The following is a 6,432-nucleotide window of genomic DNA, read 5'->3' as shown; positions in this document are numbered from 1 at the left end:
GCCCCACCGGGCCACGGACCGGGCCGGCGGCATCGAGGCCGGCATGTCCACCGGCGAGGTGCTTCGCGTCCGCGCCGCCATGAAGCCCATCGCCACCGTCCCGCGGGCTCTGGGCACCGTGGACATGGCCACCGGCGAGGAGACCACCGCCCACCACCAGCGCTCCGACGTGGCCGCCGTGCCCGCCGCCGGCATCGTGGCGGAGGCCATGGTCGCCCTCGTGCTGGCGGACGCCGTGATGGAGAAGTTCGGCGGGGACTCGCTCGCCGAGACGAGGCGGAACCTCGAGGCCTTCACCGCCTCCCTGACCCCGCTGCCGGAGCCGACGGGCAGGGCGTCCGAGGCCCACATGGGCGATCCGCTGCCGTGACCCCCGGCACCGTCGGCGAGCACCGCTGGCGCAGGATGGTCCAGGCCGTCGAACGTGAGCTGGAGCGGCTGCGCGTCCCGTCCGCCTGGCTTTGGCGCTGGCGGCTGCGCCGCCGCATCGTGCTGGTGGGCCCCATGGGGTGCGGCAAGTCCACGGTCGGCCGTGAGCTGGCGCGGCTGGTCGGCTGCGCTCACCTGGACGCGGACACGGTGTTCGTCCAGGCCCACGGGCCGATCCCCGCATACTTCGCGGAGCACGGCGAGCCCGCGTTCCGCCGGGCCGAGGAACAGGTGATGGCGCACCTGCTCAGCCGGCACCGGCCGTTCGTGCTCTCCTGCGGCGGGGGAGCCGTGCTCAGCGCGGCGACCCGGCGCCGGCTGGTCGAGTCCGACGACCTGGTGGTGCATCTGGACGTCTCCACCGCGGTCGCCCTGCGACGGGTGCGCGGCGGCCAGGGGCGCCCGGCGCTGAAGGGCGACCCGCAGGGCCACTGGGAGCGGCTTCGGAACGAACGGGACCACCTCTACCGTGAGGTCGCGGACGTGACCATCGACACCACCGGGCTCAGCTCCCAGGACGTGGCCTGGCGTATCGTGGACTCGGTCCGCCACCGAAAGAAGGAGTGACCCGCCCCGATGACGGAACGCCCCCAGGAGCACCAGGAGACCCCGGACAGGGTCTCCTCCGACCCGGCCGCCCAGCACGCCGCCGACCGCACCGGAGACGGCGACGCCACGGTCATCCCCGTCTCCGGAGGCTCCGAGGCCGCCGCCCGCGGCGGCTACGACGTGGTCGTCGGACGCGGCCTGCTCGGCCGGCTGCCCGCCATGCTCGGCCCGCACGTGCAGCGGGTGCTGATCATCCACCCGCGTGCCCTGCGCGCCACGGGCGACGTGGTCAAGAACGACCTCGAGGCCGCCGGCCTGACCTCCCTCACCGCCGAGATCCCGGACGCCGAGGAGGGCAAGCACCTGCAGGTCGCCGGCTTCTGCTGGCAGGTCCTGGGCCAGAACAACTTCACCCGCTCGGACGCGATCGTCTCCGTGGGCGGCGGAGCCGTCTCCGACGTCGCCGGCTTCGTGGCCGCCACCTGGCTGCGCGGCGTGCGGGTGGTGCACATGCCCACCACCCTGCTGGGCATGGTGGACGCCGCCGTGGGCGGCAAGACCGGCATCAACACCGCCGAGGGGAAGAACCTCGTGGGGTCCTTCCACCCGCCGGCCGGTGTGCTGGCCGACCTGGACACGCTCCTGACCCTCCCGGCCAACGAGCTGATCTCCGGCCTCGCCGAGGTCGTCAAGTGCGGCTTCATCGCCGACCCGGCGATCCTCGACCTGATCGAGGCGGACCCGGAGAAGGCACAGAACCCGCACTCCACGGTGCTGCGCGAGCTCATCGAGCGCGCGATCGCCGTCAAGGCCGAGATCGTCACCGAGGACCTGAAGGAGAACGGCCGCCGCGAGGCGCTCAACTACGGCCACACCCTGGCCCATGCGATCGAGCTGGCCGAACGGTACCAGTGGCGCCACGGCGCCGCCGTGTCCGTGGGCCTCGTGTTCGCCGCCGAGCTGGCCCGCTCCCTGGGCCGGCTGGACGACGCGACCGCGGACCGCCACTGGTCCGTGCTGCAGTCCCTCGGCCTGCCGGTCTCCTACCGCGGCGACCGCTGGCAGACCCTCCTGGAGGGCATCCAGCGGGACAAGAAGAACCGCGGCGACCGGCTGCGCTTCGTCCTGCTGGACGGCCTCGGCCAGCCCGGCACGGTGGACGTCCCGGACGCCTCGCTGCTGTTCGCGGCGTACCAGGAGATCGCCGAGTGAGACCCGCGCCTGCCGTAGACTGGCGGGCGCACACCCGAGAAGAAGAAGACCGACTCGCGCGCGCCCTGACGCCGCGCGTCACGACCGCGGGAGAGAAGAACGTGGCAAACACCAGCGACATCAAGAACGGCGCCGTCCTCAACCTCGAGAACCAGCTCTGGAACGTCATCGAGTTCCAGCACGTGAAGCCGGGCAAGGGCGGCGCCTTCGTGCGCACCAAGCTGAAGAACATCACCACCGGCAAGACCGTGGACAAGACCTTCAACGCCGGCGCCAAGGTCGAGATCGCCACCGTGGACCGCTCGGACTACGAGTACCTGTACCAGGACGGCGAGGACTACATCTTCATGGACGTGAAGACCTACGACCAGATCCCGGTCTCCGAGGCCGTCGTGGGCGACGCCGCCAAGTACATGCTGGAGAACGCCAAGGTCACCATCGCCATGAACGAGGGCACCCCGCTGTACCTCGAGATGCCTGCCTCCGTGGTCCTGGAGATCACCTACACCGAGCCGGGCCTGCAGGGCGACCGCTCCAACGCCGGCACCAAGCCGGCCACCGTGGAGACCGGCGCCGAGGTCCAGGTCCCGCTGTTCGTGGAGCAGGGCACCAAGATCAAGGTGGACACCCGCACCGGCGACTACCTGGGTCGTGTCAATGACTGAGTCCGCCTCCTCCGCCAGGCGCGGCGGGACGGCGCGCAGCCGTTCCCGCCTGCGCGCCGTCGAGATCCTGTTCGAGGCGGAGCAGCGCGGCACCACCCCGGACGAGGGCATCCGTGCCCGCGTCACGCACACGGACCTGCGCGTCAACCCGTACGCGCAGCAGCTGATCGACGGCGTGATCGCCGAGCAGGAGCGCCTCGACGAGGCCCTCACCTCCTACTCCCGGGGCTGGTCGCTGGACCGGATGCCTGCGGTCGACCGCGTCATCCTGCGCGTCGGCGCCTGGGAGCTGCTGTTCAACGACGAGGTCCCGGACGGCGTGGCCGTCGCCGAGGCCGTCTCCCTCGCCCAGCAGCTCTCCACCGACGAGTCCCCGGAGTTCGTCAACGGCCTGCTCGGCCGCCTGCAGCAGGTCAAGCCGACCCTGCTCGCCTGAGAGGCACACCACAACCGCCACGGGCCCGGAACCCCGCCACACAGGGATTCCGGGCCCGCGGCGTTGGTAGGGTAGAGACCGTGCGCCGCCGCGAGCCGACCGGCGCATCCGCCCGGCGGGACCGGGTGGGAACCGCATCCTTTAACATCCGTCCAGTGAGGCGGGGAAGGAGGCGCCGGCATGGGAGCAGATCCCACCGCACCTCGCTCCGATCGAGCCCGAGCCGCCCGGACCGTGCTGTCCGGGGCGGACATCCAGCGCGTGCTCACGCGCATCGCCCACGAGATCCTCGAGTCCAACAAGGGCGCAGACGACCTGATCCTGCTGGGCATTCCGAGCCGCGGCGTCCCCCTGGCCCACAGGCTGGGGGAGATCGTCGCCCGGATCGACCCGGACTTCGACGCGTCCGCCTCTGTGGGGCAGCTCGACGTCACCCTGTACCGGGACGACCTGCGCCGCTCGACCTCCCGCACCCCCGCACCGACCCGCGTCCCGGACCGTGGCGTCGACGGTGCCGTGGTGGTGCTGGTGGACGACGTCCTGTACTCCGGCCGCACGGTCCGTGCGGCGCTGGACGCCGTGGCGGACGTGGGCCGTCCCGCCGCCGTCCGCCTCGCCACGCTTGTGGACCGCGGCCACCGAGAGCTGCCGATCCGCGCCGACTTCGTGGGCAAGAACCTCCCGACCTCCACCTCCGAGCGGGTGCACGTGGTCCTGTCCGAGACGGACGGGGACGACGCCGAGGACGCGGTGGTCATCACCGACGCCGAGAAGGAGGACTGAGCCGTGCGCCACCTGCTCTCCACCGTCGACCTGTCCCGGGACGACGCCCTGTCCATCCTCGACACCGCCGAGGAGATGGCGGCCGTCAACGAGCGCGAGGTCAAGAAGCTCCCGTCCCTGCGCGGCCGCACCGTGGTGAACCTCTTCCTCGAGGACTCCACCCGCACCCGCATCTCCTTCGAGGCCGCCGCCAAGCGCCTCTCCGCGGACGTCATCAACTTCTCCGCCAAGGGGTCCTCGGTCTCGAAGGGCGAGTCCCTCAAGGACACCGTGCAGACCCTCGCCGCGATCGGCGCGGACGCGATCGTCATGCGCCACTGGTCCTCCGGAGCCGCCCAGCAGCTGGCCGAGTCCGGCTGGGTGGACGCCGCCGTGGTGAACGCGGGGGACGGCACGCACGCGCACCCGACCCAGGCCCTCCTGGACGCCTTCACCCTGCGCCGCCGCCTCGCCGGCTCCCGCGGCGTGGACTCCACCGGCACGGACCTGAGGGGCATGCGCGTGGTGATCGTGGGGGACATCCTGCACTCCCGCGTGGCCCGCTCCAACGTGTGGCTGCTGGCCTCCCTCGGGGCGGACGTGGTCATCGCGGCCCCGCCGACCCTCCTGCCGGTCGGCGCGAGCTCCTGGCCCTGCCGCATCACCTACTCGTTCGACGAGGCCCTCGCCGAGCGACCGGACGCCGTGATGATGCTGCGCGTCCAGGCCGAGCGCATGGGCGGCGCCTTCTTCCCCTCGCCGGGGGAGTACACCCGCTCCTGGGGGCTGACCGCCGAGCGGTTCGCTCTGCTGGACTCCCGTCCCGGCCAGCTCCTCGAGCAGCCCGTGGTGATGCACCCCGGCCCCATGAACCGTGGCCTGGAGATCTGCGACGCCGCCGCGGACTCGCCCCACAACACCGTCCTCGAGCAGGTCGCCAACGGCGTCTCCGTGCGCATGGCCGTCCTGCACCTCGTCCTGAACCACGACCCGGAGGCCCGAGCATGACCGCCACCACCACCGACGCCCCCGTCCTGCTGCGCGGCGCCACCCTGCCGAACGGCGACACCGCCGACGTGCTCGTGGCCGAGGGCCGCGTGGCCGCCGTGGGCTCGTCCGCCGTGGCTCGGGCCGAGGGCGCCGAGACCCTGGACTGCACGCGCCTGATCCTGCTGCCCGGGCTCGTCGACCTCCACACCCACCTGCGCCAGCCGGGCAAGGAGGACGCCGAGACCGTGGAGACCGGCACCCGCGCGGCCGCCATGGGCGGCTTCACGTCCGTCCACGCGATGGCCAACTCCACCCCGACCGCGGACACCGCCGGCGTGGTGGAGCAGGTCTGGCGCCTGGGCCGCGAGTCCGGCTGGTGCGACGTGCACCCCGTCGGCGCCGTCACCGTGGGCCTGGAGGGCGAGTCGCTGGCCGACCTCGGCGCCATGGCCGACTCCCAGGCGCAGGTGCGCATGTTCTCCGACGACGGCATGTGCGTGCACGACGCCGTGCTCATGCGCCGGGCCCTCGAGTACGTGAAGGCCTTCGGCGGATTCGTCGCCCAGCACGCCCAGGAGCCGAAGCTCACCGCCGGCGCCCAGATGAACGAGTCCGAGCTCTCGGGTGTCCTCGGCCTGGCCGGCTGGCCCGCCGTAGCGGAGGAGGCCATCATCGCCCGCGACGTGCTGCTGGCCCAGCACGTGGAGTCCCGGCTGCACGTGTGCCACGTGTCCACCGCCGGTTCCGTGGAGATCATCCGCTGGGCCAAGGAGCGCGGGATCGCGGTGACCGCCGAGGTCGCCCCGCACCATCTGCTGCTGACGGAGGAGCTCGTCCGCTCCTACAACCCCGTGTTCAAGGTGAACCCGCCGCTGCGCCGGGATGAGGACGTGCACGCCCTGCGCGCCGCCCTCGCCGACGGCACCATCGACACGGTCGGCACCGACCACGCCCCGCACACCGCCGAGACCAAGCAGTGCGAGTGGACGGTCGCCGCCATGGGCATGACCGGCCTCGAGACCGCCCTGCCGGTGGTGCAGGAGGCCATGGTCGAGACCGGCCTGATGGACTGGGCCGGCGTCGCCCGCGTCATGTCCGCCGCCCCCGCCCGCATCGCCCGGCTGGAGGACCAGGGCAACGTCGAGCAGGACGGCACGCCGGTCGTCGGGGCCGTGGCGAACCTGCTGCTGTGGGATCCCGCCGTGCGCGCGGTCGTCGATCCGGCGACCCACACCACCAAGTCCCGCAACAGCCCGTACGAGGGCCGGGAGCTGCCGGGCCGCACCGTCCACACCTTCTACCGCGGCCACCGCGTGGTGGCGGACGGCGCCCCTCGCCGAGCCCTATCGCCACGCCCCCGTGGGGGGCCACGCGGTGAGCGCGCCGACC

General features: G+C 72.5%; 7 protein-coding genes and 1 pseudogene. All 8 read left to right on the top strand.

The window, feature by feature from the left end; translation table 11 throughout:
* On the top strand, positions 1-370 hold a 370-nt coding region (locus AC2W7A_RS07975; RefSeq protein ID WP_485990890.1), incomplete at its 5' end, for a chorismate synthase.
* On the top strand, positions 367-996 hold the full coding sequence (locus tag AC2W7A_RS07970; RefSeq protein ID WP_485990888.1) for a shikimate kinase: 630 nt from the start codon (positions 367-369) through the stop codon (positions 994-996). The genes AC2W7A_RS07975 and AC2W7A_RS07970, both read left to right, overlap by 4 nt.
* 9 nt (positions 997-1,005) lie before the next feature.
* A complete protein-coding gene (gene aroB / locus AC2W7A_RS07965) occupies positions 1,006-2,190 on the top strand; it encodes a 3-dehydroquinate synthase (protein ID WP_485990887.1) in 1,185 nt (394 codons plus the stop codon).
* Positions 2,191-2,291: 101 nt separating this feature from the next.
* The gene (gene efp, locus AC2W7A_RS07960; protein WP_485990886.1) at positions 2,292-2,855 is read left to right on the top strand and encodes an elongation factor P; all 564 of its coding nucleotides are present in this window, start codon (positions 2,292-2,294) and stop codon (positions 2,853-2,855) included.
* The gene (gene nusB / locus AC2W7A_RS07955; RefSeq protein WP_485990885.1) at positions 2,848-3,291 is read left to right on the top strand and encodes a transcription antitermination factor NusB; all 444 of its coding nucleotides are present in this window, start codon (positions 2,848-2,850) and stop codon (positions 3,289-3,291) included. Before efp ends, nusB begins: the two co-directional genes overlap by 8 nt.
* Positions 3,292-3,471: 180 nt before the next feature.
* Positions 3,472-4,074, top strand: coding sequence for a bifunctional pyr operon transcriptional regulator/uracil phosphoribosyltransferase PyrR (pyrR, locus tag AC2W7A_RS07950; protein WP_485990884.1), 603 nt, complete (start codon positions 3,472-3,474; stop codon positions 4,072-4,074).
* 3 nt (positions 4,075-4,077) lie between these two features.
* Complete coding sequence (locus AC2W7A_RS07945; RefSeq protein WP_485990883.1) at positions 4,078-5,061, top strand: aspartate carbamoyltransferase catalytic subunit; 984 nt, start codon at positions 4,078-4,080, stop codon at positions 5,059-5,061.
* Positions 5,058-6,432: pseudogene (locus AC2W7A_RS07940) on the top strand (dihydroorotase); the annotation flags it as partial. The gene AC2W7A_RS07945 and the pseudogene AC2W7A_RS07940, both read left to right, overlap by 4 nt.

Source organism: Micrococcus sp. LASM2_SD2 (assembly GCF_057364565.1).
Note: the sequence above shows the minus strand (reverse complement) of the source record. Positions and strands in the feature narration are given on the sequence as shown.